Raw genomic sequence first — 26,305 nt, 5'->3', positions numbered from 1 at the left:
TGCGCCGTCGACGAGCAGGGCCCAGACGTCGCCGAAGGTGACGTTCTGTGCGACGAGTTCTTCGATGTCGACGCCGCGGTAGCGCAGTGCGCCGCCGTCCTTGTCGGGTTCGGCGATGTCGGAGGTGAACGCGACGACACCTTCGAGACCGGAGACGAAATCCTCGGGAACTGTCGAGTTCGACTCCGCGATCGTGGCGGTCATGGTTGTCTCGTTTCGTGGAGGGTGGTCGGTCCGGGCGGGTTGTCAGGCTGAGGCAGTAGCCGCGAAACCGATTCGATTGAAGCGCTTTTCGCGGGCGATCATACGCATCGACGGATCCTGAGCGATCAGGTCGGCGAGCTCACGGTGCAGGACGGCACCCACCCGGTCACAGAACTGCTGCGATTCGTCTGCCGCGTCGGGCAATTCGGGAATGATGATGTCGACGACGCCGGCCCGGAAGAGATCGAGCGAACGGACTCCCTGCTTGGTGGCCATCTCGGCCGCATGCGCAGTGTCCCGATGCACGATGGCCGACGCGCCCTCGGGCGGCAGTGGTGACAGCCACGCGTGCTGGGCTGCCAGAACACGGTCCGCCGGCACCAGCGCGAGTGCGCCTCCGCCGGTTCCCTGACCCAAAAGCAATGACAGCGTGGGCGTTTCGAGGTCGACCATATCGGCGATGCAGCGGGCGATCTCTCCCGCCAGGCCACCCTCCTCGGCCTCCTTCGACAGCGCGGCACCAGCGGTATCGATGACGGTGACGAGCGGCAGCTTCAGATCCTGCGCCAGACGCATTCCGCGTCGAGCCTCGCGGAGCGCCGCGGGACCGAGCGGAGTCTTGGTCGTCTGACCCCGTCGGTCCTGACCGAGGAGAACACACGGCATGTCGCCGAACCGGACGAGCGCGAGAATCAGACCCGGGTCCGACTCACCCTGACCGGTGCCGTTGAGCGGCAACACATCTGCCGCGGTGCTGAACAGCAATTCGCGTACACCGGGGCGGTCGCTTCGGCGGGAAGCCAGGATCGACGTCCACGCGGGCACGTCCTCGATCTTCCACTCCAGCGCTTCGACGCTGCGCGGGCGGTACGACGGGATGTCGGTCATGATCCGCAACGCCCGATCGACGATCTCGCCGAGCTGCTCGGGTGGTCGGATGGCGTCGATGAGTCCGTGCGCCTGAAGATTCTCCGACGTCTGCACACCGGTGGGGAACTTCGCGTCGTACAGCGCCTCGTACACGCGGGGCCCGAGGAAACCGACGAGGGCACCGGGCTCGGCGACGGTGACGTGCCCGAGCGAACCCCAGGATGCGAAGACGCCACCGGTGGTGGGGTGCCGCAGGTACACGATGTACGGCAGGTTCGCCGCCTTGTGCGCGGTGATCGCCGCGGTGATCTTGACCATTTGCAGGAACGCGACGGTGCCCTCCTGCATGCGGGTTCCGCCGGAGGTCGGCAGCGCCAGCAGCGGTAGGCGCTCGTCGGTCGACCGGTGCACCGCGTTGACCAGCCGCTCGCCCGCCGCAACACCGATCGAGCCGGCCAGGAAGGCGAACTCCCCGAGCAGAATGGCCACCTTGCGGCCGCGGATGGTGGCGGAGCCGGTGAGTACGGACTCGTCCAATCCGGTCTTCTCGCGGGCCGCGGCGAGTTCGCTCGCGTACTCGTCGTCGACGACGTAATCGGCGGTCGGGGTGTCCCAGGAATCGAAACTGTCGGCATCGATCACCAGATCGAGCAGTTCGAGGGCGGTCATTCTGGTCATCGTGTCGCCTCTTTCAGCCAGTCGCGGACGAGTTGGTCGTCGGCACCGAGTACCGGCGGTGCCAGGTGGTTGGTTTCGGTGACCTCCTTGCCGTCGGACTCGAAGAAGCGCAGCGGCGGCCCGGGAAGAGTGACCTTGCCGAGCGTCGCGTGCTCGACGTCGACCAGCAGACCTTGAGATTTGGTCTGCTCCCACTCGTACACTTCCTGGATGTTCCGCACTTTGCCTGCGGGAACACCGATCTCGTCGAGGAGAGTCAGCAGCGGCTCGGTCTCGTAGGTGCGGAAAATCTTGGAGACGAGCTCGATGACGTCGTCGCGACTGTCGACCCGCTGCGGGTTGGTGGCCATGCCTTCGAGGTCGGGGTCGATACCGAAGCCCTCGCAGAACCGGTGCCACAGCCCCTCGCTGCCCACCGAGATCTGCACGGCACCATCGGAGGTCGGAAACAGGCCGTACGGGCAGATCGACGGATGGTGGTTGCCCTGAGCCTTGCCGATCTCGCCGGCGACCGTCCACTTGGTGCCCTGGAAGGCGTGCACTCCGACGACGCTGGCGAGCAACGAGGTGCGAACCACCTTGCCGCGGCCGGTGCGGTCCCGCTCGCGCAGAGCCGCGAGAACTCCGAAGGCTCCGTACATTCCGGCCAGGAGATCTGCGATGGGAACGCCGACCCGCTGGACGTCGTCCGGGCTCGAGCCGGTGAACGACATCAGCCCCGCCTCACCCTGCGCGATCTGGTCGTATCCGGATCGGCCGCCCTCGGGGCCGTCGTGGCCGAACCCACTGATCGACAGCACCACTGTGCGCGGGTTGATCTCGGCGATCCGCTCGGGTGAGAAGCCGAGCCGATCGAGAACGCCGGTGCGAAAGTTCTCGAGCAGGACGTCAGCTCGTTCGATCATGTGCTCCAACGCTTCTCGGCCATCGTCGGTCTTCAGGTCGAGGGCGATGGACCGCTTGTTGCGGTTGGCCGAGAGGAAGTACGTCGACTCGCGCTCGGCGTCACGCGGAGTGACGAAGGGGGGACCCCAGACTCGGGTGTCGTCGCCGCCCTTCGGTGTCTCGACCTTGATGATGTCGGCACCGAGGTCGCCGAGCATCATCGCCGCGTGCGGGCCGGCCAGAGCGCGGGTCAGATCGACCACCACGGTTCCTTCGAGCGGTCCGGTTCTGCCTGTCGTGTTGAGGGGCATCGAAGTGATCCTTTGCGTCGAAGCGAGGTGGGGGCTGAATCCGAGAGGATTGGATTATTGGGCCAGTGGCCTATCCAATTCCATTGGACCAGCGATTCCCGAAGAAGTCAAGTAACGATTTACGAGTGTTTGCCCAGCTCAGACACGTGATGGCGGCACGCCGAGTACACGTGCCGCCATCGTTCGAGTACTGCCAGGCCCGAGAACGTGCCGAACGGCTACATCCAGCCGGGGACGACCAGGATGCCCCAGGCGATCAGTGGACCGATGATCACGACCAGCGCGCTGTATTTGAGAATCTGCTTGTAGAACACGTCGCGATCGATGTCCTGGGCGTTGGCGAGCACCAGCGCTCCGTTCGTGGAGAACGGGCTGACGTCGACGATGGTCGAGGCGATGGACAGGGCAACGATGACTCCGATGGCCCCCACTTCACCGGCCAGCAGGAACGGAACGGCCAGCGGGATGGTGACGCCGAGGATCGCAGTGGACGAGGCGAACGCCGAGACGATGGCACCGATGTAGCAGAGCAGCAGTGCCACGAGCAGTGGAATGCCGATTCCGGCCACTGCGTCGCCGACGTATTCGACGGTTCCGGCTTCCTGCAGCACCCCGACGAACGTGAGCACGCCGCCGATGAGCAGCACCGTCGACCAGCTGATCTGGTTGATCGCGCCCTTCTGGGCCTTGGGCGACGCCAGAGCGAGGATCACAGCGACCGTCATCGAGATGAAGCCGACATCGAGATCGAGTACGAGCGAGAAGATCGCAAGCGATGCCAGGCCGATGAGCGTGAGGATCTGATCGAAGGTGATCGCCTCGACCGCGGTGGCCAGCGGCGGTGCGTTCTCGACGGTGACCGTCTGACCGGACGGCTTGGGAGTCGACGACCCGAACCCGCGCATGACCGTCCGCGAACCTCCGCCGCCGACGCCGCCGGTGTCGCCGTCGGGGCGGGTGCCGTCCTCGTCGTGCACGCTGCGGCCGATGAGCGATCGTCCGCCGAGGAACATGAAGAGCGCAGCCCCGATTGCGGCATTGAAGAGCATGCTGCCGAGGAAGAGTGTGAGCGGACTGTTGACCAGTCCCGCCTTGGCGGCGATGTTGTTGACGGTCACGCCGTAGATGCTGATGGGCGAGAAACCGCCCGCCTGCGCACCGTGGATGACCATCATGCCCATGAGCAGGGCATTGATCTTGTAGCGCGCGGCGAAACCGAGGGCGATGGGGGCCACGATGGCCACAGCAGCGGGCCCGAGCGCTCCGATCGACGTCAGGACGCCGGTGATGCCGAACATCACCCAGGGGATGAGGGCCACTCGGCCGCCGACGAGTCGAACGGCACCGCGGACCAGGAGGTCGACCGTGCCGTTGTTCTGCGCAATGGCGAAGAGGTACGTGATGCCGACGAGCGTGAGGAACAGGCTGCTCGGGAAGCCGGCGATGATGTCGTCGGCACCCATGCCCACGGCAATAGTTCCGACGAAGAACGCCGCCACGAACCCCAACGCACCCATGTTCACGGGGAACACGGTTGCAGCGAGGAACATGACGACGAGCGCAAGGATGGGTATCAACTCGGTCGACATCGAAGGTCTCCGGTCCGTCTCTGGTAGCACTCGAGCGGTTGCCCGAGATCGTCAGTGGCTAATTGGACTGGCCACTGAGTCAATAGGGACTCAACCAGTGAAGTGGATCACTTGTCAAGCCCGGATGTGTCGGCCGTTACGTACCTTATGACGGCTAGGGTGGAGGTCCAGAGGAACAGAGAGCGAGTGACACAGTGGCTGAGCAAATTCGCCCCGTGACCCGACCACGGCTGTACGAGGTCATCGTCGAACAGCTGTGCAAGCACATCGCCGATCGCGACATGAACCCTGGCGATCGCCTCCCGCCCGAGCGCGAACTTGCCGGCCACCTCGGCGTCAGTCGAGCCTCGCTGAGTCAGGCGCTCGTCGCGCTCGAGGTGCAGGGGATCCTGTCGGTCCGCCACGGCGACGGTGCCGTGCTGGTGCGTCGGCCAGTGGGAGACATGGCAATTCGCGCCCTCCGCGAACATGCCGACCGACTCCCCGAGGTGATCGAAGCCCGCGAGGCACTCGAGGTCAAGCTCGCCGAGCTTGCCGCATCCCGTCGCAGCGAGAGCGAAATGGCGGCGATCGACCACGCCCTGTCCGTGATGGCGTCGGAGATCACCGATGGCGACCGCGGCGACTCGGGGGACGAGCTGTTCCACCACGCGATCACCGCAGCGGCGCACTCCCCGCTACTCGCCCGCCTCATGGGGGAAATTGCCGAGTTGATTCGCGAGACTCGAATCGAATCCCTGTCGCAGTCCGACCGTCCGCAGGCTTCCCTCGAAGGCCATCGGCGCATCGCCGAGGCTGTGCGACAACAGGACCCGGCCGAGGCCGGGCGCGCAATGGCAGACCATATTCGGCTCGTCTCGGATGTCGCGCTACTGCGAGCAGGCGACAGCTAGACACTCCGGAAGCGGTCCCCCGCCGAACTCGACGTTGTGGATGAATTCCGACCCGAATCCGTCCATAACGTCGAGTTCGGCAGGGTGGGGAGCATCGTTGGTTGACATCCAGGGCAGCGTCGCGCCATCATTATTGGCACAGCGCCAATAAGTCGGCGCTTCGAGCCAAGGACTTGCCATGACTGCACTCGCAGACCGCACCAGCGACGACCTCGCTACCGAGCTCGCCGATGTGCGCCAGCTCGCCAGAGGATTCTTCGAAAAAGAGGTAGCGCCGCACCGCGAGGAATTCGCGGCAGCCGGACGTCCCAGTCGCGACGTCTACCGCACAGCGGGAAACCTCGGGCTGCTCGGCATGTCGGTGCCCGAGCAGTACGGCGGCGGTGGCGGCGACTTCCGTCACGAGGCGGTGCTGTTCGAGGAGCAGGTCCGAGCGGGCGACACGGCCATGCAGTTGGGCGTGCACAGCGGCATCGTTCCGCACTACATCCTGGCCTACGCGTCCGAGGAGAAGAAGCAGCGCTGGCTGCCGAAGCTGTGCTCTGGCGAGTGGATCGGTGCCATCGCGATGACCGAACCCGGCACCGGCTCGGATCTGCAGGGCATCACCACCCGAGCGGTTCGTGACGGCGACGACTACGTCGTCACCGGCGCAAAGACGTTCATCTCCAATGGAGCCCATTGCGATCTGATCATCATCGCTGCCAAGACCGACCCGTCCGCGGGAGCCCGGGGACTGACCCTGCTCGTCGCCGAGGTGTCCGACGACACCGAGGGATTCCACCGGGGACGAGTGCTGCACAAGATCGGCCAGAAGGGCCAGGACACCGCCGAACTGTCTTTCGACGGCCTCCGCATCCCCGCCGCCAACATCCTCGGCGACGCCGAAGGTCGCGGGTTCGCCCAGCTGATGCAGCAACTCCCCCAGGAGCGCCTGATCTGCGGCATCGCCGCCGCAGCGATGATCGACGCAGCCGTCACACAGACCATCGAGTACACCAAGTCGCGCAACGCGTTCGGCAAGACGCTGTTCGACCTGCAGAACACCAAGTTCGAGCTCGCCGAATGCGCCACGATCGGACGCGTCGTGCGAACCTTCGTCGATGATGCTGTGGCGCAACATATCTCCGGAACACTCGACGTCACGACAGCTGCAATGGTCAAGTACTGGACCACCGACCGGCAGTTCGAGGTGGTGGACCGCTGCCTGCAGCTCTTCGGCGGCTACGGCTACATGGAGGAATACCCCATCGCCCGCATGTTCGTCGACGGCCGCATCGCCCGCATCTACGCCGGTGCCAACGAAGTCATGAAAGACCTCATTTCCCGCTCGCTCTAGAAAGGCCACCACCATGGAGGCGTTCCTCTACGACGCAGTGCGCAGCCCTCGTGGCCGCGGCAAGAGCTCCGGCTCACTGCACACCGTCAAACCGGTCGACCTGGCCGCGAACACGTTGTCCACGTTGCTCTCTCGACACTCCCAGCTCGATCCGGCCCTGATCGACGACGTCGTGCTCGGTGTCGTCACCCCGGTGGGCGATCAAGGCTGTGACATCGCCCGAACCGTCGCGATGGTTGCCGGGCTGCCGGACAGTGTCGCCGGCGTTCAGCTCAACCGCTTCTGCGGATCCGGACTCGAAGCCGTCAACACTGCGGCGCAACGTGTTCGGTCCGGATGGGATCGGCTCATCGTCGCCGGTGGCGTCGAATCGATGTCTCGTGTGCCGCTCGGGGCGGACGGCGGCGCATGGCCGTGCGACCCACTGACCAACTACGGCAGCTACTTCGTTCCGCAGGGAGTAAGTGCAGACCTCATCGCGACGATCGAGGGGTTCGACCGCGACGAGGTCGACGCCTATGCCGTGCGCAGTCAGCAGCGTGCGGCGCACGCGTGGTCGATGGGCCACTTCGAGAAGTCCGTCATCCCGGTGTTCGACGCCAACGGCCGGCTGATGCTCGATCACGACGAGATCATGCGACCGGAGACGACCACGGCCGATCTCGCCGCGCTGAAACCGTCGTTCGACCGGATGGGCACGCTCGCCGGGTTCGACGCCGTCGCGATGCAGAAGTACACCGAGGTCGAGCGCATCGACCACGTCCACCATGCCGGCAACTCCTCCGGCATCGTCGACGGCACCGCGATGGTTCTGATCGGCTCCGAAGAAGCCGGTCGCGCAGGCGGATTGACCCCGCGCGGACGCGTCGTGGCCGGGGTTGTCGCGGGATCGGATCCGACGCTCATGCTCACGGGTCCGGTTCCGGCCACCCACAAGGTGCTGGCCGCTGCGGGACTCACCCTCGACGACATCGCGGTGTTCGAGGTCAACGAGGCATTCGCCTCGGTGGTGCTCAATTACGCGAAGAAGCTGAACATCGACCACGACCGCATCAACGTCAACGGTGGCGCGATCGCGATGGGCCACCCGTTGGGCGCAACCGGAGCCATGCTCACCGGAATGGCCCTCGACGAACTCGAGCGCCGCGGCGAACGCTACGCACTGATCACGCTGTGCATCGGTGCAGGAATGGGCGTCGCCACCATCATCGAGCGCCTGTGATCACCCTGCGAGAGAACAACAACCCGAGGACCTCGATGAACACTGCATGCGACCTGCGGACTCCCACGATCACCGGCGAGATCGGCACCGACCGCGTACTCGTACTGACGATCGACGATCCGACACAGGCCACCAATACGATGAACACCGCGTTCGGCGAGTCGCTCGGACAGGCCGTCGACTGGCTCGAGGCCAACCTCGATGCGTACGACGGCATCATCGTCACCTCGGGGAAGGATTCGTTCTTCTCCGGTGGCGACCTCGAGCTGCTGCGCGACGCCGGTCCGTCCGATCATGCGGCGATCGCCGACGCCCTCGATTTCACCAAGGACAAGCTTCGTCGCCTCGAGCGGCTGGGCAAACCGGCCGTGGCAGCACTCGGCGGCACCGCGCTCGGCGGCGGCTTCGAGATCGCACTGGCCTGTCATCACCGAATCGCACTGAGCCGAAACAATTCTCGATTCGGCCTACCCGAGGCGACGCTCGGTCTACTGCCCGGCACCGGCGGCGTCACCCGAACGGTCAGGATGTTCGGCATCGTCAAGGCTCTGACTCAGGTTGTGGGCCAGGGCCAGCGGTATCGGCCGGCGCAGGCCCTCGAACTCGGACTCGTCGACGAGGTCGTCGACACCCACGAGGAAATGATGGCGAACGCACGTGCCTGGATCGTCGCCAATCCCGAAGCGCTGCAGCCCTGGGACAAGAAGGGATTCAAGATTCCCGGCGGCACCGCGGCCTCACCCGCGCTGGCTGCGCAGCTGCCTGCCTTCGCGGCAACGGTACGCAAGCAGGTCAAGGGTGCACCCATGCCCGCTCCGATCGCGGTGGTTGCTGCGGCCGTGGAAGGTTCGGTTCTCGACTTCGAGTCGGCGTCGCTGGTGGAAACCCGGCACTGCACCTCACTCGCCTGCGGAGCCGTCTCGGGCAACCTGATCCAATCGATGTTCTTCGATCTGGGATCCATCAGCAAGGGAGGCTCTCGTCCCAGCGCCGAACCACACCGGGTACCCGAGAAGGTGCTGGTGATCGGGGCCGGAATGATGGGTGCCGCCATCGCCTACGTTGTCGCCTCGGCGAAGGTTCCCGTAGTGCTGCGCGATATCTCGATCGAATCCGCCGAGCGCGGAAAGGATTACGCGCGTGCGATTCTCGGCCAGGCCGTCACGAAGGGACGCACGACCCAGGCCGACGCCGATGCGGTGCTCGCGCTCATCACGACCACCTCCGACGCGGCCGACGCCGAGGGGTGCGATCTCGTCGTCGAGGCCGTCTTCGAGGATCCCGCCGTCAAGCAGCAGGCCTTCGAAGATGTGGACAAGTACCTCACCGCCGACGCACTACTGTGCTCGAACACCTCGACGCTTCCGATCACCCAACTGTCCCAGGGAGTCTCGCGTACCTCCGACTTCATCGGCACGCACTTCTTCTCCCCGGTGGACAAGATGCCCTTGGTGGAAATCGTGGTGGGCGAACACACCAGTGACTCCGCTCTGGCTCGCGCGTTCGACTTCGTACGGCTCATCGGTAAGACGCCGATCGTTGTCGGCGACAGTCACGGTTTCTTCACCACTCGGGTCATCGGCAGATTCATGGACGAGGCGATCTCGTTGGTCGCCGAGGGTGTACACCCGGCCACCGTCGAACAGGCTGCGCTGCAGGCCGGCTACCCGTCCGGCGCGCTCGCACTGATGGACGAGATTTCGTTGACTCTGTCGCGCCACATCCGAGAGGGCATGGCCGAGGCCGCCCGCGTCGACGGACGAGGGTGGATCGTCTCGAAGTCCTACCCGCTGGTCGATCGCCTGATCGACGAGTTCGATCGTCCGGGCCGCAAGGCGGGACGTGGGTTCTACGAGTACTCCGAGGACGGCACCGAGCTCGGACTGTGGCCAGGCCTGGTGGAGCACTACCACCGACCCGATCACGGAATCTCGTTCGAGGACATGATGGATCGTATGCTCGTCGCGCAATCTCTCGATTCGATCGCGTGCCTCGACGAGGGTGTCCTGCGTACGGTCGCCGATGCGAACATCGGTTCCATTCTCGGCATCGGCTACCCGGCCTGGACCGGAGGTGTGCTGCAGTTCGTCAATCAGTTCGACGGCGGTCTCCCCGGATTCACGCGGAGGGCCGACGAACTGCGGGCACGGTACGGCGATCGGTTCGTCGTGCCGAGGTCGCTGCGCGCACGCACCGAGCGGTACCTCTGACGCGTCGCGGCATCGGTTCGGTGCGATCATGAGAACCATGCCGGCCTCGAGCGCACCCAAGTGGAATCGTTTGGAACCGGACGAGCGACGCACGCAGATCCTGGCCAGCGCTGTTCGCTTGTTCGGAGACAAGCCCTATGCCGAGGTGTCGATGTCGGACGTCGCCGCCTCGGCCGGGGTGGCCCGCGGGCTCATCCACCACTACATCGGCAGCAAACGCGATGTGTACCTCGAGTGCGTTCGCTTTCTGGTCACCGTTCCGCCCATCGAGGACGTACACCTGCCCACGGGTTCGCTCGAGGAACGAGCCCGCGGCAGCGTCCACTGGCTGGTCGGCGTGATCGAAACGCACGGTACGGCGTGGGTGTCGATGGCCAGTGGATCGGGCGTCGACGAGCAGGTGGCACAGATTCTGGACGAGGCCGACGATCTTGCGGCCGAACGAGTCTTGGACGCAACGGCATTCGAAGGCAGAGGCGGCGACCGCCGAATCGCGACCTCCGCGGTGCGGGCGTTCGGCGGCATGGTGAAGGCTGCGGGCCGTGAATGGCTCGTGCGCGGCACGCTGAACCGGGAGCAGGTCGAGACCCTGCTGACCGATGTACTCGTGACCGTTCTCGGTACCGTCGACGCCATGGACGAATCCCGGGAACGTTAGCCAGACAACCATTTTCGCGGACTGTCGACACCCGCCGAGCCATGTGTTCACTATTGACACCGTGCCAACAAGGTGGAACTGTGACGGTATTCACCCGGGCACCCTCGCCCCCTCTCGCACAAGGGACTCGATATGTATCTCACCCAAGGCCTGCATCGCTCTGCGGCGACAACTCCGAACCGGGCCGCGACGGTGTTCGGCGACCGCACTCGGACTTTCACCGAACAGATCGACCGCGTGGCGCGTTTGGCGGCAGGCCTGCAGGCCATCGGCGTGGAGTCCGGCGATCGAGTTGCGATGCTGGCGTTCAACAGTGACCGATACTCCGAATACCTGCTCGCGGTGCCGTGGGCAGACGCCGTGCTCAACCCCGTCAACATCCGGTGGTCGCCTGTGGAGGTCGCGTACGCGCTCAACGACTCCGACACCAAGGTCCTGCTGGTCGACGACACCTTCGGTGCCATGGTCCCGGCACTGCGCCCCGCATGCGCCGGCCTGCAGACCATCGTCTACTGCGGGGACGGTGCCACCCCCGAGGGCATGGTCTCGTACGAGGACCTCGTCGCATCCCACGATCCCGTTCCCGACGCGCGACGCAGCGGCGACGCCCTTGCCGGCCTCTTCTACACCGGTGGCACCACCGGCTTCCCCAAGGGCGTCATGCTCTCGCATGCGAACCTCGTCACCTCGGGCCTGGGAACGGTGGCGACCGGACAGCTGCTCGACGACGCATCGATCCTGCTCCATGCCGCACCGATGTTCCACCTCGCCGATCTGGCCGCATGGGTGGGTCAGGTGATGCTCGGCGGCACCCACGTCATGGTTCCGTTCTTCGAGCCGACCGCCGTCCTCGGCGCGATCGCGAAGCACTCGATCACCGATGTGCTGCTCGTACCGACAATGATTCAGCTCCTCGTCGACCACCCCACGTTGAGCGAGTTCGACACCTCCTCGCTCAGCCGCGTGCTGTACGGAGGATCCCCCATCTCCGCCGGCGTCCTCGAGCGCACCCTCGCTCGGCTCCCGCAGGCCCGCCTCACTCAGGCCTACGGCATGACCGAGCTGGCACCGGTCGCGTCGCTGCTCTGGCCGGAACACCATGTGGGAGAACGCATCGGCTCGGCCGGTCGCGCGGCCCCACACTCGGAGATCCGGATTCTGGGCCCCGACGACGAGCAGTTGCCCACCGGCTCGGTCGGCGAGATCTGCGTTCGCGGTGGACACGTGATGCTCGGCTATTGGAACAAGCCGGAGGAGACGGCAGCGGCCGTTCGCGACGGGTGGATGCACACCGGCGATGTCGGCTACCTCGACGCCGACGGATTCCTGTTCGTGGTCGATCGACTCAAGGACATGATCATCACCGGCGGCGAGAACGTCTACAGCGCCGAGGTGGAAAGCGCACTGAGCCTGCACCCCTCGGTGCTGGCCTGCGCCGTGATCGGTGTTCCCGACGGCGACTGGGGCGAGCGCGTCCACGCCTGTGTCGTGCTGGCCGAGGGCACGTCGCCGACGGTCGACGAACTCCGCGATCACACCCGCAGCTACGTTGCCGGTTACAAGACCCCGCGCACCATCGAGTTCGTCACCGCACTGCCCATGAGCGGAGCGGGCAAGATCCTCAAGCGCGAACTGCGGGACGCGCACGTGGCGAAAGACGCTCTCGGAGCGTCCCTGTAACCACTCGGGTCGCCGATAGACCGAGTGTCAGGGCTGCACCACCGCCGCCGAGCGATCAGCGCACCGATTTCACCTGCCATGTCACCGCTGCCCCGAGTGCGGCCAGCACCCCCACCGCCGCGAACAGCGCCGGGTATCCACCGACGGTGGAGAGAAACACACTCGCGAGCAGCGGAGCCATGGCAGGTGGAACGATCGCCCCGATGTTCATCACGCCCAGATCGGTCGCCCGACTCTCGGCGGACGGAAGGACCCCGGTCACCAGCGCCTGATCAACGGCCATGTACGCGCCGAATCCGCCGCCCAGCAACGCGGCCGAGACGAACGTGGCGTCCATCGTGGGATGTACCGCCAGGACGAAGCCGGCGACGGCTTGCATCGATGCCGCGACCGCCACGAAGATCTTGCGGCGACGCATCCGGTCCGACAACGGACCGAAGGTGAAGGTACACACCACACAGGCGATCAGGTAGACGACGGTGACCTCGAGCAGCGATCCCGTCGGATCGGTCACTCGAAGGCCGTCGGTGAGGAAGAACAGCAAGTAGCAGGTCCCGAGCGAGTTGGCCACGTTGACCAGGATTCGACCCCCGAAGGCCCACGCGAAGTCGCGGTGACGCAACGAATCGAGCAGTGATGCCACGATGCTGCGCAGGCTCAACAGCGCTGTCGGTGAATCGGTTTCGCGATACGACAGCAGAAACGGCACCGCGCAGATCACCAGGGCGATCGCCACGGCGAGGTACCCGCCCAGTACCGACAGTGCGAGTGTGGACACCAATGCCAGGCCCGCCACCACGCCCAGCGCCTGCGGCGCATAGATCGCACTCGACACCGTTCCGCGCTGCTCGTCCGGCACGCGGTCGGCCACCACGGCCGTCAACCCTGCTGTTGCAGCACTCGATCCGAGCATCGCCACCGACCACGCCGTCCCGATTCCGAGAACGGTACTTTGCAGCCCGGTGACCACCAACGCACAGGCGAAGAACAGGACGCCGCCGCCGAACCAGACGCGCCGTCGCCCCAACCTGCTGCGAGTGCGATCGCACAGCGATCCGCACACGGGTAGACCGATCAGGAGCACCACGGCAGAGACCGCGTTGATCACGGCGAAGTCGAACACCTTCGATTGCGGATCGATCTGTTGCAACCGCTCGGGCAGAAGCAGCTGCAGTGGAACCAGATCGGCCATCCAATAGCCCAGCCACGCCACGGAGAACACGGCAATCCAGAGCGGGCGCACCCGGGTGGTCATCGGTCAGTCTCTTCGCACGGGTGCCGCGGTTCCGTATGCACGGCGCACCACCTCGTCCAAGGTTGCCGCCAGTTGTGCGTCGGTGAGAGCACGTGGGCGCGCCACCGACGCAGCCGATAGGTATATCCCGCACAGCCATTCGAGCAGTTCTGTGTTCGACAGCGCCGAAGCGAGGTCGTGACCGCTGGCCACCGAACCGTGGTGGGCCATGATCACCGCCGATTTCGACGCGATCGCCGCCACCACCGAACGTGCGAGCTCGCCGGTGCCGAACGGCGCGAACGGCACAACCGGGACGGTACCGCCGAGAGCGAGCTGCGCGTAGTGCACCGGCGGCAGTTCGTCGGTGACGAGCGAAAGTGCCACTGCCGCAGAAGAATGCGTGTGGACCACCGCGCGCGCGTCGCTCGCCTCGTAGATGCCCAGGTGCAAGCCCAGTTCCGATGTCGGCTCGTGTGCACCCGCACTCACGACGCCATCCATCCCGACGAGCGTGACGTCCTCGATCGTGGCGTCGGCCAATACGAGACCGGTCGCCGTCACCGCCACCACGTCGCCGACACGGGCGCTCACGTTGCCTGCAGTTCCGAGGACCAGGCCCCGTCGGCCCAGTTTCCGGGCGGCCTCGGCGACGGACTCTCGGAGTTCGTCCACGTCGGCCGGCATCAGATGGTCCTGCAGGTGCGGGCGAACTTCCGAACGACCTCGAGGTCGTAGGTCCCGAAGTCGGTACCGAGACCCTGCGCGACGTGCGCGGCGGTCGCGTTCCCCAACTCCGCTGACTCGACGACGCTCATGCTCAGCGACAGGCCACGAACGAACCCTGCCGAGAACGCATCTCCGCATCCACTGGTATCCACCACGTCCACGGCGTACGTGGAAACTTCGACAGCGTCGTCGGCCGTCACGACGAGTGTGGGCGACGCCCCGGCAGTGGCGACGACGCAGGACGCACCGAGTTCGAGCAGTCGGCGACACCCCTCCTCGAGGGTCGCACAGCCGGTCCAGCCGAGGACCTGCTCGTCGTTCGGCAGCAGGTAGTCGACGTACGGGAGTGCGGGCGCGAAAGCACCGAGGCCCTCGGGAACGGACGGTGCCAGACTGTCGACGGTGACGACGACACCGTCCTCGTGAGCGCGGCGAGCGATGTCGCGCGCGGTGTCCGGTCCGAAGAACTCGGGTCCGCCGAGATGCAGGAAGTCGACGTTGTGAAACATGTTCCACGGAACATGCTGAGCCAGATAGCCGTTGGCTCCGATCACGTGCAGAGCCGGCCGGGATCCGTCCGGCCTGATCGGCAACACCGACGCCGAGGTCTGCACCCCGTCCAGACGATGGACCAGGGAGACGTCCACTCCGTCGTCGGCGAGGAGTTGGAGTAGAAACGTGCCGGCCGAATCACTTCCGACGACTCCCGCGGTGTGGACCGCGGCACCCAGCCGGGACAGCACCAACGCCGTTCCCGCGGCGGTTCCCGCGGCCGACATCGCGATCTGCTCGGCCAGTACGGCCTGCTGCCCGTCCGGAATCTCGGTCACCGGCCGCACCAGAGTGTCGAGGATGTGCACACCCAAGGTGAGCACCTCCGGCGGTACTCTCATCGGATCGAATCCGCTCGCTCGGAGAGGAGGATGGCCTCCAGAGTGCACATGGAAACGTCGAATCGCGCAGACATCCCGGCAGTGGCGACAGGCCGCACCAGGCGTCCCGCCCAGCTCGGGGAGACGTCGAACCAGAATTCGAAGGTCATCGCCGTAGAGGTACCGCCACTGAGCGGCGCGAAGCGAAATACGTTCGCCACGTTGGTGAGCGGCGCAAAGCCCTGCCCCGAATCCACTCGCAGTCGATTCGCCTCCAGCTGCCGGACGGTCCAGGTGGCGTGAGTGGTGAAACGGCCGAGCGCTGCCACCTCCTCGGTGTAGACACCGCCCGTGCGTGCAGTGCCGTGATGGGTGGTGACCGACCGGACGTCGGTGACCCACTCCGCATAACGACTGGTGTCACTGGTCAGTGCCCACACCTCTTCCGGGCTCACCGAAAGTGTGCGATGGGCCGAAACTACGAAGCGTTGTTCCACGAGAGTTCTCCTTCGGTCGACAGTATTTCTGCTGCTGCGTGTTCACCCGACCGCACGGCGCCGTCCATGTATCCGTTCCAGTAGTCGGAGTGTTCGGCGCCTGCCCAATGCACTCGTCCGAACACGGTGTCTCGCCACCGGCCGAGCTCGGTCAGCACTCCGGGGGCCAGCACCGCGGTGGGCCCGCCGCGGGTCCATTGCTCGCGAGTCCAGTCCAGCTCGATCCATTCGGTCGGTTCCAGGGCGCGCGGCCCCACCGCGGAGGCGAATGCGCGAAGAACCTCACCGCGTCGTTCGGCGTCGTTACCGTCCGACCAGTTCCGGCCGCCCCGGTGGCGTGCACCCCAGGTGCCCACGAATCCCATCAGTACTCCCTGACTTCCGTCGGGCGGCGAGTTGTCGAACATCGAGGACACCGGAATAGTGCTGTCGCGAAAGAGGGCTTGACCGGAGAGCCCACTCGCGCGCCAGAACGGTTCGGGGTACACGGCCTCGCACTTGGCCAGGCCGCCGAAGTTCATCCGCTGGAACAGCGCCTCCTGGGCTGCGGGAAGTGTTGGACTCCAGTCGATTCTGGATGCCAGAACCGGAGGAATCGCGACGACGACCGATCCGGCGATCCACGATTCGGTATCGGTCCGTACCACCACGCGATCCGGATACTGCTCCACCCGGCGCACCGGGCTGTCGAGCCGGACGGCGTCACCGAGTTGCTCGGCCAGTGCGATCGAGATCGCGTGGGAGCCACCGACGAAGCGCCATTGTTGCGCTCCCCCAGCCACACTCATCAATCGGTCCACCGTGCCGGGGGTGTACTCGTTACCCGCCCCGGCCACGTACGCCAAGCCGAAGAGCGCGGACACGTCGGCGGCCGTGCCGCCGAACACCGAGCCGAGCAGGATGTCGAGTAGCTCCACTCCACCGTCGGTGGCCGCGTGGCGACGAGCCCAGGTGGCCAGAGTTTGGGTGTCCCACTCGTGCGCACGGGGTGCATCCCACGGTCTGTCCACGGGAATCTGCCTGGCGGCTCGATCCATTCGTGCAACGAGTATCCCGACGTCGGGTAGCGAGAGGGGGTCGGGTGGGACACCACCGGCGAAGCGTCGGGCGCGTCCGTTCTTGACGTAGACGCTCGATCCGATGTCGTGGGCAGGAAACGTGGCGACGCCGACCGAGGCGGCAAGGCGAAGGATGTGATCCTGCGTCGGACCGACGAACTGCCCACCGGTCTCGACCACAGCGTCTCTGCCGATCGTGTGGTTGACCGTCCTCCCGCCGACCCGATCTCGGGCTTCGAGAACCTGGACGGTCAGGCCCGCTGCTGACAGCTCCCTGGCGGCAGTCAGACCCGCGAGCCCTGCACCGACGACCACTACGTCCACACGCGAGGCTTCCGAACTTTCGGTCATGGGTTCCCCCTTTCAGGGCTGTTCGATGTAGCGGCGACAGTAGCCCAATATTGGCCACTAGGCCAGGATTGACGAAAAGCGCCTGCTGGAGAGCAGTGCGATGGGGGTAGATGACGGCACCCCGGCTACGTTGTATCGATGACCGAAGAGCGCCGTAAGACTCGATACGCGCGTGGCCAGGAGCGCCGCGACGCCCTCGTCGACGCGGCCATCGGCGTGATCGGCACCCGCGGACTCGAACGCGTCTCGTTTCGGTCCGTGGCCGACTCCGCCGGCTTTCCGCCGTCGACCACCAGCTATTTCTTCGGCTCGGTCGGTGAGCTGATCGATGCCGCGATCACTCGAATTGCCGAGAACGTGACGACGAAGGTCACCGCGCTCCTCGAGGTGGCGCATACCGGCGGCCTCACGCGCGACGATCTCGCCGACGCGATCATGGACCTGGTCTCGCTGCTCTCCTCCCCCGAGGACGACGACTCCCTCGTCCAGTTCGAGGCATACCTCGCCGTGCGCAGACGGCCCGAGCTGGCGGATTCGGTGCACCGAATCATGCGGATGATCGAAGAGGCGGCCGAGGCGGCGCTCGGGGCGTTCGGCATCAAAGAACCACATCTACCGGCTCGGCATTTCCTGGCCTTGATCGACGGCTACACCCTGCACGAGATCGCCAGGCCCACACCGGGTGGCAATCGGGCCGAACTGAAGGATGTACTGCTGCGCGTGCTCGACTCGTACGTGCCGCAAGCCTGAGGCCGGAGCTCGCTAGCCAGCACCTACAAGAAGCGGCACGATGCTGCGGTGCGCGAAGGCGAGCAAGTCGTCGTACGTCTCGAGGGCAGCGCCGGCAGCAGGCGTCAACAGAATCGAATGCACAACGCGAACCACGATTTCGGGGGCATCAGGTACTGCGAAACTGTCCGAGTCCACCTCTCCCCGGGCGATCTGCGCGGCAGCGTCTATCGCGGACGCGAGCAATGTCGACGCATTGGTCGTCAACTGTTCGAGCACCAACGCACTCTCGGAATCGAACATCTTGAGCAGAACGGGGTTGGTTCGCACCGAATCGATCGTCGTCGCGAATCCGTGCGCGGCTCGATCCGCACGCGACGACTGTTCGGCGGCCGCTGCCGCCACCGCGACGAACAGCCTCGTCGATTCACGCGCCATGACCGCCCGGACCAGCTCATCCTTGGAGCCGATGCGGCGATAGACCGTCACCCGGTTGATCTTGGCGCGCTTGGCCACGTCGCCGATGGTCGTTCTGGGAATGCCGACCTCGCCGAACAACTCCAACGCGGCATCGAGGATCGGCCCGTCGTCACCGTCTGGATGCATCGTCCGATCCTAACGTCACCCTGGGTCACTGAATGTAACATTGCAACAGTGTTTGTTGCTATGTAGCATCACCGCATCAGCATCTCGACGAATGGAGCTCGAATGTCTCGCGACAGAGCAATCGACCCGAACGCGCGCCACACGGACGAGTCCTACGCGATCGTGGCCCGTGCGGTGACGTTCGACTGGACCGGCGTTCCGCTGCAATACATTCCGCACGAGTGGTACGCCACGCACTTCTGGAACGTGATGCATCTGGTTCTGCCCGAAGGAGAACGGGCGATGGCCGACGTGTTCGCCCTCGCGCTTCCCTACATCGACGACCGCAGACTGCACGAGGAAGTGGTGGGATTCGTCGGGCAGGAGGCCACTCACGCGTCCTCCCACGAAGGCTTCCGCACCTACCTCGTTGCCCACGGAGTCGACATCGAACCGATCCTGCAGCGGATTCGATTCGCGGTGGGCGTGGTGTTCGGCGACCACGGCCTCACCGGCCGGGCAGCCAAGGCATGGCTCAACGAGAGGCTCGGAATCTACGCAGCGGCAGAGCACTTCACCGCCGTGGTAGGTGAATGGCTCTTGGACAACACCGAATTCGACCGCATCGGCGTCGACCCCACGATGCTGGACCTGCTCCGCTGGCACGGTGCCGAGGAACTCGAACACCGCAACGTGGCATTCGACGCATTCCAGTACGTCGACGGTGGTGGATTTCGCCGCGCCCGCACCGCAGTGATAGCCAGCGCGGGGTTGGCGGTGTTGTGGTTCAGCACCGCCGCGTACCTGTACAAGAATTCGGTCGCCACCCCGCGCACCGGGAAACGCCGACTCCGCGCCCCGTGGCCTTTCGCCTTCGCGCGAGCGTCTCGCAAGCAACTCATCCCGGGCCTGTCGTTCCTGTTCGTCCAACTCGCCCTGTACATCCGACCGGGTTTTCACCCATCGAAGATGGGCGACATCGACAAGGCCGTGCGATACCTCGCACAGTCACCCGCTGCACTGGCTGCCCAGCAGTGACGACTACAGCAGTGACGACTACAGCAGTGACGACTACAGCAGTGACGACTACAGCGCCTCCGGTGCACAGCCATCTGGGCGAGGTCACCGTGACCGCACCCGGCCTCGGACTGCGGGCCGTCGGTGCCGCGTCCCGTTTCTACGCCAAGTTGGTCACCGACTCGTCCCTCGTGACCGCCCTGTCCCCGGCCCGACCGCGGCGATGCGTCGGCTACGAATTCGAGACCACCATCGACGAGATCGTCGACGAGGCCGAGGACGTGCGCTCACTGTTGCTCCGTCGCAGCGACGGTGCTGCATTGCCGACCTGGTTGCCCGGTGCACACATCGACGTCACCACCCCGTCCGGTTCGGTGCGGCAGTACTCGCTCGCCGGACATCCCAGCGCAGGTGATCGCTACCGCATCAGCGTCCGCAAGATACCCGGCGGCACGGCCTCCGCAGAGATCCACACCCTCTCCCGCGGCGATGTTCTGCGAGTTCGCGGACCCCGCAACGCTTTTCCTATGGCAGCCGCCGAGCACTACCTCTTCGTGGCCGCCGGCATCGGCATCACCCCCATCCGGTCCATGATCGAACGCGCAGTCGCCGAGGGCACACGGTGGACGCTCTACTACCACGGAAGATCGCGTGCGAGTCTGCCGTTCGTCGCCGAACTGCAACAGATGGCGCTCGCCTCACATGGTCACGTGATCGTCAGAACCGATGACGTCGAGGGACTTCCCATTCCTGCGGACATCGTCGATCTCGGAACGGGATCCTCGGCCCTGTACGTCTGCGGACCCGCGGCTCTCTCGCGCAGATTGCGCGCGGAGGCCGCCGGCAGCACCGCGGTTCGGGAATTCCACACCGAATTGTTCGCGCCTGCACCGGTGGTCGACGGCACCCCATTCGTACTGAAGCTCGACGGCTCCGGCGACACCATCGAGGTCGGTGCGCAGGAGACTGCTCTCGACGCGCTCCGAAAAATTCGGCCGGATCAACCGTTCTCGTGCCGCCAGGGCTTCTGCGGGGCCTGCGTCGTGGGGCTCGTCGGCGGCCGCGTCGAGCACCGCGACCGCGTGCTGAGCACCACCGAGCGCGAGAATTCACTCACCCTGTGCGTCTCACGTGGCGCGGTCGACGGCGAAGTTCTCGTCCTCGATCTGTAGAAGGAGACCCCCATGACTGCAACATATTCCACTGCCGACACGGCCGTGCCGCACATCGACATCGCTATCGTCGGCGCGGGCTTCGGAGGTCTCGGGGCCGCGATCAGGCTCGAGCAGGAAGGCCGCAGCGACTTCTTGATCTTCGAGCGTGATACCGCCGTCGGTGGAACCTGGCATGTCAACACCTATCCCGGTGCCCAATGCGACATTCCATCGGCGCTGTATTCGTTCTCGTTCGCGCCCAATCCCAACTGGACGCGCTTGTATCCGCTGCAGCCCGAGATCGAGCAGTACCTCGACGACTGCACCGACCGGTTCGGAATCCGGAATCGAATCCGCTTCGGACACGAGGTACTCGACGCGACGTGGGACGACGAGCGAGCGCAGTGGGTGGTTCGCACGAGCGGCGGGACATGGACTTCTCGGATCCTGATCGGAGCCCTCGGCCCGTTCAGTGAACCGGCCACTCCCGCTATCGCAGGGCTGGATTCGTTCTCGGGCTCGGTGTTCCACTCCGCGAACTGGGACCACGACTATTGCGTGAAGGGTCGACGCCTCGCCGTCATCGGCACCGGTGCTTCGGCGGTGCAGTTCGTCCCTCGTCTGGCCCCCGAGGCCGGGCATCTCACGTTGTTCCAGCGGACACCGACGTGGATTCTTCCGCACCCCGACCGGCCCATCTCCGACTCCGCCAAATCCGTATTCGAGAAGTTCCCACCGGCTCAGCGCGCCATGCGTCGCATGTTCGATCTGTTCCAGGAAGCGTTGGTGCCGGGATTGATTCGGCACCGTTCTCTGCTGGCCCCACTGACCGCACTCGGGCGCGCGCACCTGCGGCGTCAGGTGAAGGATCCGATTCTTCGCGAGAAGCTCACGCCCTCCTATGCATTCGGTTGCAAACGGCCGACCTTCTCCAACAAGTTCTACCCGGCTCTGTGCCGGAAGAACGTCACCGTCGAGACCACAGGCATCGACGCAATCGTGCCCGAGGGAATCGTCACGACCGACGGAACGGTGCACGAGGTGGATGCGATCGTTCTCGGAACCGGCTTCACCGTCGCCGGCCACTCGGGCTTTCGACGCATCGTCGGGCGAGGCGGAACGTCGCTGGCGGACACGTGGCCGGGCGGCGAGATGTCGTCGTATCGAGGGACCACGGTGCACGGTTTTCCGAACTTCTTCATGCTGCTCGGCCCCAATTCGGTGGTGTACACCTCGCAGGTCGTCACCATCGAAGCACAGGTGAACTACATCCTGGCGGCCCTGCGCGCCATGGACTCCCACGCGATCTCGGCGCTCGAAGTGAGCAGGCGCGCGCAGACCGAGTTCGCCGATCACACCGATGAACTACTGGCAGGGTCGGTGTGGAACTCGGGCGGATGCAGCAGCTACTACCTGAGCCCCTCGGGCCGAAACGTCACCTATTGGCCGGGTTCGGTCCGCAACTTCACTCGACGCATGTCCACCATCGAGCTCGACCATTATCACTGTCGGAGTGCGGCGGCCGGTGTGGATCCGACGCTCGTGACGACGAAGGACCTCGTATGAACAAGTCCATGAACCTCACCGGCAAGGTCGCGTTGGTGACGGGTGGGGCACGCGGCATCGGAGCTGCGACCGTGGCGTCACTACTGTCCGCGGGAGTCCGAGTGGCGGTGGTGGATCGAGACTTTCCACCCGGGACGACCGGTTCCGGCAGGACACTTCACCTCGTCGGTGACGTCACCGATCCGGCAGCGATGGTGGACTGCGTCGCGGCAACGATCGACACGTTCGGCCGCCTCGACATCGTGATCGCCAATGCCGGAATCACGCCGCCGCCCGCCACGATTCGGTCGATCGACCGCGCCGTCTTCGACTCGGTGATGGCAGTGAACTTCGGCGGCGTCCTCAACATCGTGCGCGCCGCTGCCGACGAGATCGTGGCGAGCGGCGGCCACATACTGCTCGTATCGTCCTGTGCTGCATTCACTCCCGGCATGGGCGGGTCTGCGTACATGGTGAGCAAGGCTGCCGTGGAACAGTTGGGACGCGCTCTGCGTATCGAATTCGCTGCCGTCGGCGCATCGGCCGGTCTTGCGTACTTCGGAGTGGTGGACACCGACCTGGCGCGTCACACCCTCGACGACGACCCGATCGGTCAGCGAATCGGTGGATTTCTCCCATGGCCGCTCAGCCGACGTCTGCCGTCTCGGCGGGCCGCAGAGTTGCTCGTCCGCGCGGTCCGCACCCGTCGGGCACGACTGATAGCCCCTGCTGTGTGGACGCCGTACTTCTGGTTCCGCGGAATACTCAACCCGATTCTGGAACGTCGACTCGTCCACGACCGCGCGATCGCGCAGATCATTCGCGATCTGGAAGATGTTCAGGCACTCTGAAGTTGACGGAGTTGGGCGTCGACGATCTTGCTGGCGCGGGGCACGGCAAGCAGGCGTACTGCGGCGAAGTAGGCGACGAAGAGGATGACCGCCGGGATCTGCGATGTGAGCGAAGTTTCGGCGATAGCGTCGGCGGGGGCACGGTAGACGAGGACGATGCGCAGAATGGCCTCGGCCAGGAGCACGGCACCGAACCCGGCCGTCATCACCCGCTGAATCGAGCGGAACTGTGCCGACGCGTGCCAGGAGAGGTCGAATGCTCGCGCGCGGTCGGGATCACCAGCAACGGCCATGGGCCTGCTGGCCTCCATCATGAACGGACGGCTGGTCGGTACGCTGGTCAACGCGACTACTGCAGCCACTAGTGCGTAGAACGCCGGGCGGACGAGGATGAATCGTGGATCGTCGCTGATTGCTACCAGAGCAACGCTGGCAGCAATCTCGGCGAGGACGAGAATCGATATCCCATCCATACCCGTTCTGCTACGTCGACGTGTGACGAGATCGCCGACGAACAGCACGGCGAGCGTCACTGCGCCGACAACCGCTGCGATGACGTCCGACGCACCCAGCGCGACTGCCGCGAGTATCGCGACGCTCGGCAATGTCGCCCCGAATAGCGCTTGAGACCAAAGGAATTCGCCACTGTCGATGCGTCCACCCAGCGCCTTGCCGCCGGCGACTGCACCGCCGATGGACAGCGCCACCGTCGCCGACATTCCGACGTGCGACAGCAACAGGAAGGCGACCGTCGGGAGCAACAGATCGATGGCAATGTTGGCAATGGACGATGCCAGAATCCGAGTCTTGATGCTGTTCGACATGATGTCAGGCTCCAGTTCGCGAGTAGTTCTTGGACCGCGTAAGCGTTTGCTTCGCACGGTTTCTCATCGATTCGCCATAGGCGGCGAGAGCGGACTGCACGTCGCCGGCGGCGGCAATACGGTTCCGAAGATCGTGTGCATCGATGAACGCGGTGTTGGCTCCCTCGCCACCGGCGGGGGACATCGCATGGATGGCGTCGCCGAGAAAAGCGACGGGCGCAACAGAGTCGAACGTCAGCTCCGGCACCCTCTCCATCGCGCGCAGGTCGATGCGGATGGTGTCGTCGACAATGGCGTCGTGCAGAACCGTCGTTGCCCGGGGGTCCCAGGTGGACAATCGTTCTCGGGCGAAGTCCACCAACTCAGCGGGACACTGCGCGCGGGTCGGCAGTTCGTCCACCGGACCGAGAAGCACCCACATCATGTACGGCTCGCTGACCGCGCTCGGCACGTCGTAGGCCCCGAGTGCCAAGGTCGTGGCACCGTCGGTGACCCCGGTGAACCTGCTGTCGAGTACGGTCTTGCCGATCCAGGAACGGTTGCTGTCGGTAAGACGGCTACGCCCGTACAGCGCAGTGATTCCCAATGGCTGCGGATCGTGTCCGGGCAATAATTCGCGACGCAACGCCGAGCCCACACCGTCCGCGGCCACGACCAGATCGAATCCCGCGAGGTCGTCGACCGAGCCGACGGGCGAAGTCCAATGAATCGGAGCGTCCAGCGTTGTCGACAACAGCGTCAGCAACGTGCCGCGATCGATGGCACCGGGAGCTCCGGGAACTTCGCGACGCAGGATCAGTTCCAGGCTCGGTGAGTAGATGTCCACCAACGCAGTCGGCTGCCTATGCACGGTGGCTCGATACTCGGCGAAGTTCTCGGGTGAAAGGCACCCGCGGAGCGCACGGTCTCCGGCCACCGAGACATTGATTCGATAGCCCAGCCCACTCGAGTCGTACTCCTGCCTGGCCTCGAAAACCTCGACGTCCACCCCGATCGACCTCAGACCGTGCGCCGCGACCAGGCCTCCGAGTCCTGCACCCACCACCGCTGCCCTCATCGTTGACCCTTTCTCTTGGTAACTAAGATACTTAGACCGTAAGCTATGCTCGGGGCATGTCGCAACAGGAAGCGGAAACGAGGTCGACACCGGGCGAACTACTCGGCCGGGAGTTCATCACGTCGGTAGTCGTGTTTCACGAGGTCGTGGGCAGAGCAATGGGCCTGAGCCCGGTGGAGCGAAAGTGCATGGACGTGCTCAAGAGGCTCGGACCGGTAACGGCCGGGGAGATTGCCGACCACACCGGGCTGACGAGCGGTGCCGTCACAGGTTTGATCGATCGCCTCGTCAAAGCCGGCTTCGCAGAGCGCACGCGGGACGAGCACGATCGCCGAAGGGTCGTTGTACAGCTCACCACGAACGACGAGATGGACCGCCGCACAGCGTCGATATTCGGTCCACTCGGAGCCGACATGCACGAGCTGATGTCGGCCTATTCGGCCGAGGAGTTGGCGGTGATAGCAGACTTCCAGCGCCGCACAACCGACGTTCTCGTAGCCAACACCCGTCGGCTACAGGAACACCCCACCGACCACGAGGCCTAGTCCAGTTCGTCCCCCACGCTGGGAACGTCACTCATCGGCGGCAGCGGCCGCGAGCACAGGTCCTGGGCATCGCCGTCGGACACTCCCAGCGCGAGCAACACGGTGTACGCCATCCGGTCCACGGCCTCGGCGTCGTCACGATCGGGTTGCTCGAGCAATAACTGGCCCAGACCGAGTAGAGCGCCTGCCACCAGTGCCAGCGCCAGCTGCATGTCTTCTATCCGAAAATATCCCGCACCGATTCCGGCCACGATGTCTCTCGCTGCGCGTGGACCCAAACCGTGCTGCGAGGTGATCAACTCCGGACCGGAGTGGATGAGCACCCGGCTCAGTTCCGGTTGCAGCCGAAAGAGTCGGCCGGCAATACGGAACGATCGAGTGAATGCTTCGGAGGGATCTGCGTCGGCGTCGGTCAGCGAGTCCAGGTAGCGGCCCAGCTGTTCCAATGCACCGTCGACCGCCGACTGGAACAGCTGCTCGCGGCTGACGAAGTGGTTGTAGAAGGAACCCATCCCCACGTCGGCTGCCTGGGTGATTTCCGCAATCGGAGCATTCAGCTCGCCCCGAGCGATGAAGCCTTGCGCCGCCGCAATCAGCGCGCCACGGGTGCGCGCCTTCCGCCGCTCGAGGCGATTCTGGGTCTCCACCATGTTCCCTACCTCTGTCTGCGCTGGCCTACCCCCTGACCCTTCCTCACCGCTGACGAATTTGTCAATTC

Annotated in this window: 25 protein-coding genes; 12 read left to right on the top strand and 13 right to left on the bottom strand. The window is 65.1% G+C overall.

Annotation, left to right across the window (positions count from 1 at the left end; translation table 11 throughout):
- The 4 genes from CH305_RS10480 to CH305_RS10465 form a co-directional block, all read right to left on the bottom strand.
- A partial coding sequence (locus tag CH305_RS10480) for a citrate/2-methylcitrate synthase (protein WP_306436919.1) occupies nt 1–204 on the bottom strand: 204 nt, incomplete at its 3' end.
- Between the two features lie 42 nt (nt 205–246).
- Complete coding sequence (locus CH305_RS10475; protein WP_094620417.1) at nt 247–1,752, bottom strand: carboxyl transferase domain-containing protein; 1,506 nt, start codon at nt 1,750–1,752, stop codon at nt 247–249.
- Nucleotides 1,749–2,948, bottom strand: coding sequence for a CaiB/BaiF CoA-transferase family protein (locus CH305_RS10470; protein ID WP_094703615.1), 1,200 nt, complete (start codon nt 2,946–2,948; stop codon nt 1,749–1,751). The genes CH305_RS10475 and CH305_RS10470 overlap by 4 nt, the downstream gene beginning before the upstream one ends.
- Before the next feature lie 218 nt (nt 2,949–3,166).
- Entirely contained in the window at nt 3,167–4,537 is a 1,371-nt protein-coding gene (locus CH305_RS10465; RefSeq protein ID WP_094703614.1) for an SLC13 family permease, read from the bottom strand.
- Nucleotides 4,538–4,731: 194 nt separating this feature from the next.
- Here CH305_RS10465 and CH305_RS10460 point away from each other — a divergent pair, with 194 nt between their 5' ends.
- The 6 genes from CH305_RS10460 (at nt 4,732) to CH305_RS10435 (ending at nt 12,539) form a co-directional block, all read left to right on the top strand.
- Entirely contained in the window at nt 4,732–5,430 is a 699-nt protein-coding gene (locus CH305_RS10460) for a FadR/GntR family transcriptional regulator (RefSeq protein WP_032405110.1), read from the top strand.
- 178 nt (nt 5,431–5,608) lie between these two features.
- Nucleotides 5,609–6,769 carry an acyl-CoA dehydrogenase family protein gene (locus tag CH305_RS10455; protein WP_094703613.1) on the top strand — a complete coding sequence of 387 codons (1,161 nt, stop codon included), beginning with the start codon at nt 5,609–5,611 and terminating at the stop codon, nt 6,767–6,769.
- A 13-nt stretch (nt 6,770–6,782) separates the two neighbouring features.
- Nucleotides 6,783–7,991 carry an acetyl-CoA C-acetyltransferase gene (locus CH305_RS10450; protein ID WP_094703612.1) on the top strand — a complete coding sequence of 403 codons (1,209 nt, stop codon included), beginning with the start codon at nt 6,783–6,785 and terminating at the stop codon, nt 7,989–7,991.
- A gap of 35 nt (nt 7,992–8,026) precedes the next feature.
- Nucleotides 8,027–10,201 carry a 3-hydroxyacyl-CoA dehydrogenase NAD-binding domain-containing protein gene (locus tag CH305_RS10445; protein WP_094703642.1) on the top strand — a complete coding sequence of 725 codons (2,175 nt, stop codon included), beginning with the start codon at nt 8,027–8,029 and terminating at the stop codon, nt 10,199–10,201.
- 28 nt (nt 10,202–10,229) lie between these two features.
- Nucleotides 10,230–10,859, top strand: a complete 630-nt coding sequence (locus CH305_RS10440; RefSeq protein ID WP_306436918.1) for a TetR/AcrR family transcriptional regulator — start codon at nt 10,230–10,232, stop codon at nt 10,857–10,859.
- 132 nt (nt 10,860–10,991) lie between these two features.
- Nucleotides 10,992–12,539: a long-chain fatty acid--CoA ligase gene (locus tag CH305_RS10435; protein WP_094703610.1), complete on the top strand. Its 1,548-nt coding sequence runs from the start codon at nt 10,992–10,994 to the stop codon at nt 12,537–12,539.
- Nucleotides 12,540–12,594: 55 nt separating this feature from the next.
- Here the strand turns inward: CH305_RS10435 and CH305_RS10430 are convergent, their stop codons facing one another.
- The 5 genes from CH305_RS10430 to CH305_RS10410 are packed head-to-tail and all read right to left on the bottom strand — an operon-like array spanning nt 12,595 to nt 17,280.
- A complete protein-coding gene (locus tag CH305_RS10430; RefSeq protein ID WP_094703609.1) occupies nt 12,595–13,794 on the bottom strand; it encodes an MFS transporter in 1,200 nt (399 codons plus the stop codon).
- A 3-nt stretch (nt 13,795–13,797) separates the two neighbouring features.
- Nucleotides 13,798–14,460 carry a class II aldolase/adducin family protein gene (locus tag CH305_RS10425; protein WP_032405104.1) on the bottom strand — a complete coding sequence of 221 codons (663 nt, stop codon included), beginning with the start codon at nt 14,458–14,460 and terminating at the stop codon, nt 13,798–13,800.
- Entirely contained in the window at nt 14,460–15,395 is a 936-nt protein-coding gene (locus tag CH305_RS10420) for a carbohydrate kinase family protein (RefSeq protein ID WP_032405103.1), read from the bottom strand. The genes CH305_RS10425 and CH305_RS10420 overlap by 1 nt, the downstream gene beginning before the upstream one ends.
- Entirely contained in the window at nt 15,392–15,871 is a 480-nt protein-coding gene (locus CH305_RS10415) for an SRPBCC family protein (protein ID WP_094703608.1), read from the bottom strand. Before CH305_RS10415 ends, CH305_RS10420 begins: the two co-directional genes overlap by 4 nt.
- Nucleotides 15,853–17,280, bottom strand: a complete 1,428-nt coding sequence (locus tag CH305_RS10410) for an FAD-dependent oxidoreductase (RefSeq protein WP_094703607.1) — start codon at nt 17,278–17,280, stop codon at nt 15,853–15,855. Before CH305_RS10410 ends, CH305_RS10415 begins: the two co-directional genes overlap by 19 nt.
- Nucleotides 17,281–17,418: 138 nt before the next feature.
- On the opposite strand from CH305_RS10410, the gene CH305_RS10405 reads away from it, so the two are divergent.
- Complete coding sequence (locus tag CH305_RS10405; RefSeq protein ID WP_094703606.1) at nt 17,419–18,030, top strand: TetR/AcrR family transcriptional regulator; 612 nt, start codon at nt 17,419–17,421, stop codon at nt 18,028–18,030.
- Between the two features lie 12 nt (nt 18,031–18,042).
- Here the strand turns inward: CH305_RS10405 and CH305_RS10400 are convergent, their stop codons facing one another.
- Complete coding sequence (locus CH305_RS10400) at nt 18,043–18,615, bottom strand: TetR/AcrR family transcriptional regulator (protein WP_094703605.1); 573 nt, start codon at nt 18,613–18,615, stop codon at nt 18,043–18,045.
- Nucleotides 18,616–18,717: 102 nt separating this feature from the next.
- Here CH305_RS10400 and CH305_RS10395 point away from each other — a divergent pair, with 102 nt between their 5' ends.
- From CH305_RS10395 to CH305_RS10380, 4 genes are read left to right on the top strand one after another with little or no spacing between them, the layout of a single operon-like run.
- Nucleotides 18,718–19,632 carry a metal-dependent hydrolase gene (locus tag CH305_RS10395; protein ID WP_094703604.1) on the top strand — a complete coding sequence of 305 codons (915 nt, stop codon included), beginning with the start codon at nt 18,718–18,720 and terminating at the stop codon, nt 19,630–19,632.
- A gap of 11 nt (nt 19,633–19,643) precedes the next feature.
- The gene (locus tag CH305_RS10390; protein WP_179278253.1) at nt 19,644–20,783 is read left to right on the top strand and encodes a PDR/VanB family oxidoreductase; all 1,140 of its coding nucleotides are present in this window, start codon (nt 19,644–19,646) and stop codon (nt 20,781–20,783) included.
- Between the two features lie 12 nt (nt 20,784–20,795).
- Nucleotides 20,796–22,331, top strand: coding sequence for an NAD(P)/FAD-dependent oxidoreductase (locus CH305_RS10385; protein WP_094703602.1), 1,536 nt, complete (start codon nt 20,796–20,798; stop codon nt 22,329–22,331).
- The gene (locus CH305_RS10380; RefSeq protein WP_094703601.1) at nt 22,328–23,161 is read left to right on the top strand and encodes an SDR family NAD(P)-dependent oxidoreductase; all 834 of its coding nucleotides are present in this window, start codon (nt 22,328–22,330) and stop codon (nt 23,159–23,161) included. Before CH305_RS10385 ends, CH305_RS10380 begins: the two co-directional genes overlap by 4 nt.
- Here the strand turns inward: CH305_RS10380 and CH305_RS10375 are convergent.
- The gene (locus CH305_RS10375) at nt 23,149–23,985 is read right to left on the bottom strand and encodes a VC0807 family protein (RefSeq protein ID WP_094703600.1); all 837 of its coding nucleotides are present in this window, start codon (nt 23,983–23,985) and stop codon (nt 23,149–23,151) included. The two genes, CH305_RS10380 and CH305_RS10375, sit on opposite strands and share 13 nt — an antisense overlap.
- A 4-nt stretch (nt 23,986–23,989) precedes the next feature.
- Nucleotides 23,990–25,042, bottom strand: coding sequence for an NAD(P)/FAD-dependent oxidoreductase (locus CH305_RS10370; protein WP_094703641.1), 1,053 nt, complete (start codon nt 25,040–25,042; stop codon nt 23,990–23,992).
- A gap of 56 nt (nt 25,043–25,098) precedes the next feature.
- Between CH305_RS10370 and CH305_RS10365 the strand changes: the two genes are divergently transcribed.
- Nucleotides 25,099–25,587 carry a MarR family winged helix-turn-helix transcriptional regulator gene (locus CH305_RS10365; protein WP_094703599.1) on the top strand — a complete coding sequence of 163 codons (489 nt, stop codon included), beginning with the start codon at nt 25,099–25,101 and terminating at the stop codon, nt 25,585–25,587.
- On the opposite strand, the gene CH305_RS10360 is transcribed toward CH305_RS10365, so the two are convergent.
- Nucleotides 25,584–26,237, bottom strand: a complete 654-nt coding sequence (locus CH305_RS10360) for a TetR/AcrR family transcriptional regulator (protein ID WP_094703598.1) — start codon at nt 26,235–26,237, stop codon at nt 25,584–25,586. The two genes, CH305_RS10365 and CH305_RS10360, sit on opposite strands and share 4 nt — an antisense overlap.
- Nucleotides 26,238–26,305: the final 68 nt, after the last annotated feature.

The organism is Rhodococcus sp. 15-649-2-2 (assembly GCF_002258645.1).
Taxonomy (GTDB): domain Bacteria; phylum Actinomycetota; class Actinomycetes; order Mycobacteriales; family Mycobacteriaceae; genus Rhodococcoides.
This window is presented reverse-complemented; position numbering and strand designations above follow the sequence as displayed.

Coding starts and splice junctions, on each gene's coding strand:
- CH305_RS10475 (WP_094620417.1), bottom strand. CDS start 1,752: ATGACCAGAATGACCGCCCTCGAACTGCTCGATCTGGTGATCGATGCC.
- CH305_RS10470 (WP_094703615.1), bottom strand. CDS start 2,948: ATGCCCCTCAACACGACAGGCAGAACCGGACCGCTCGAAGGAACCGTG.
- CH305_RS10465 (WP_094703614.1), bottom strand. CDS start 4,537: ATGTCGACCGAGTTGATACCCATCCTTGCGCTCGTCGTCATGTTCCTC.
- CH305_RS10455 (WP_094703613.1), top strand. CDS start 5,609: ATGACTGCACTCGCAGACCGCACCAGCGACGACCTCGCTACCGAGCTC.
- CH305_RS10450 (WP_094703612.1), top strand. CDS start 6,783: ATGGAGGCGTTCCTCTACGACGCAGTGCGCAGCCCTCGTGGCCGCGGC.
- CH305_RS10445 (WP_094703642.1), top strand. CDS start 8,027: ATGAACACTGCATGCGACCTGCGGACTCCCACGATCACCGGCGAGATC.
- CH305_RS10440 (WP_306436918.1), top strand. CDS start 10,230: ATGAGAACCATGCCGGCCTCGAGCGCACCCAAGTGGAATCGTTTGGAA.
- CH305_RS10435 (WP_094703610.1), top strand. CDS start 10,992: ATGTATCTCACCCAAGGCCTGCATCGCTCTGCGGCGACAACTCCGAAC.
- CH305_RS10430 (WP_094703609.1), bottom strand. CDS start 13,794: ATGACCACCCGGGTGCGCCCGCTCTGGATTGCCGTGTTCTCCGTGGCG.
- CH305_RS10425 (WP_032405104.1), bottom strand. CDS start 14,460: ATGCCGGCCGACGTGGACGAACTCCGAGAGTCCGTCGCCGAGGCCGCC.
- CH305_RS10420 (WP_032405103.1), bottom strand. CDS start 15,395: ATGAGAGTACCGCCGGAGGTGCTCACCTTGGGTGTGCACATCCTCGAC.
- CH305_RS10410 (WP_094703607.1), bottom strand. CDS start 17,280: ATGACCGAAAGTTCGGAAGCCTCGCGTGTGGACGTAGTGGTCGTCGGT.
- CH305_RS10405 (WP_094703606.1), top strand. CDS start 17,419: ATGACCGAAGAGCGCCGTAAGACTCGATACGCGCGTGGCCAGGAGCGC.
- CH305_RS10400 (WP_094703605.1), bottom strand. CDS start 18,615: ATGCATCCAGACGGTGACGACGGGCCGATCCTCGATGCCGCGTTGGAG.
- CH305_RS10395 (WP_094703604.1), top strand. CDS start 18,718: ATGTCTCGCGACAGAGCAATCGACCCGAACGCGCGCCACACGGACGAG.
- CH305_RS10385 (WP_094703602.1), top strand. CDS start 20,796: ATGACTGCAACATATTCCACTGCCGACACGGCCGTGCCGCACATCGAC.
- CH305_RS10380 (WP_094703601.1), top strand. CDS start 22,328: ATGAACAAGTCCATGAACCTCACCGGCAAGGTCGCGTTGGTGACGGGT.
- CH305_RS10375 (WP_094703600.1), bottom strand. CDS start 23,985: ATGTCGAACAGCATCAAGACTCGGATTCTGGCATCGTCCATTGCCAAC.
- CH305_RS10370 (WP_094703641.1), bottom strand. CDS start 25,042: ATGAGGGCAGCGGTGGTGGGTGCAGGACTCGGAGGCCTGGTCGCGGCG.
- CH305_RS10365 (WP_094703599.1), top strand. CDS start 25,099: ATGTCGCAACAGGAAGCGGAAACGAGGTCGACACCGGGCGAACTACTC.
- CH305_RS10360 (WP_094703598.1), bottom strand. CDS start 26,237: ATGGTGGAGACCCAGAATCGCCTCGAGCGGCGGAAGGCGCGCACCCGT.